The organism is Escherichia sp. 94.0001, from assembly GCF_013369155.2.
GTDB classification, from domain to species: domain Bacteria; phylum Pseudomonadota; class Gammaproteobacteria; order Enterobacterales; family Enterobacteriaceae; genus Escherichia; species Escherichia coli_F.
The window spans coordinates 1-996 of the sequence record NZ_JABWMS020000183.1 but is presented as its reverse complement, the minus strand read 5'-3'; the positions used below and the strand labels follow the sequence as shown (position 1 = coordinate 996).

The 996-nt window shown below is 59.1% G+C and carries 1 protein-coding gene; it reads left to right on the top strand.

Annotated features, from left to right (window positions below; genetic code table 11):
* Nucleotides 1–996 (top strand): phage tail length tape measure family protein (locus tag HEN33_RS25085; RefSeq protein WP_183083521.1); only part of this gene is annotated, 996 nt, incomplete at both ends.

The window sequence follows — 996 nt, the reverse complement described above, 5'->3', positions numbered from 1 at the left end:
GCGGGCAAAGTCCGTGGCTGATCCTGCTGCAACAGGGCGGTCAGGTGAAGGACTCCTTCGGCGGGATGATCCCCATGTTCAGGGGACTTGCCGGTGCGATCACCCTGCCGATGGTTGGTATCACTTCGCTAGCGGTGGCGACCGGTGCGCTGGCGTATGCCTGGTATCAGGGTGACTCAACCCTGTCTAATTTCAACAAAACGCTGGTCCTTTCCGGTAATCAGGCGGGACTGACGGCAGATCGTATGCTGGCCCTGTCCAGATCCGGGCAGGCGGCAGGGCTGACGTTTAACCAGACCAGCGAGTCACTGACGGCGCTGGTGAATGCCGGTGTGCGTGGTGGTGAGCAGTTTGAGGCAATCAGCCAGAGTGTGGCGCGTTTCTCCTCTGCATCCGGCGTGGAGGTGGACAAGGTCGCTGAAGCCTTCGGGAAGCTGACCACTGACCCGACGTCTGGGTTGACGGCGATGGCGCGCCAGTTCCATAACGTGACGGCGGAACAGATTGCGTATGTTGCTCAGTTGCAGCGTTCCGGCGATGGGGCCGGGGCGTTGCAGGCGGCGAACGAGGCCGCAACGAAAGGGTTTGATGACCAGACCCGCCGCCTGAAAGATAACATGGGTACGCTGGAGACCTGGGCTGACAAGACTGCACAGGCATTCAAATCCATGTGGGATGCGGTGCTGGATATTGGCCGCCCGGACTCCTCTGCAGATATGCTCGCCAAAGCTGAAAAGGCTTTTGATGAAGCGGATAAAAAATGGCAGTGGTATCAGAGCCGAAGCCACCGGCGCGGTAAAACCTCAGCATTTCTTGCCAATCTCCGTGGAGCATGGGAGGACAGAGCGAATGCGCAACTTGGGCTTTCAGCCGCCACGTTGCAGGCCGATCTTGAAAAGGCCAGAGAGATGGCAGCAAAGGACTGGGCCGACTCTGAGGCATCACGGCTGAAATATACCGAAGAGGCGCAGAAGGCTTACGAACGCCTGCAGACGC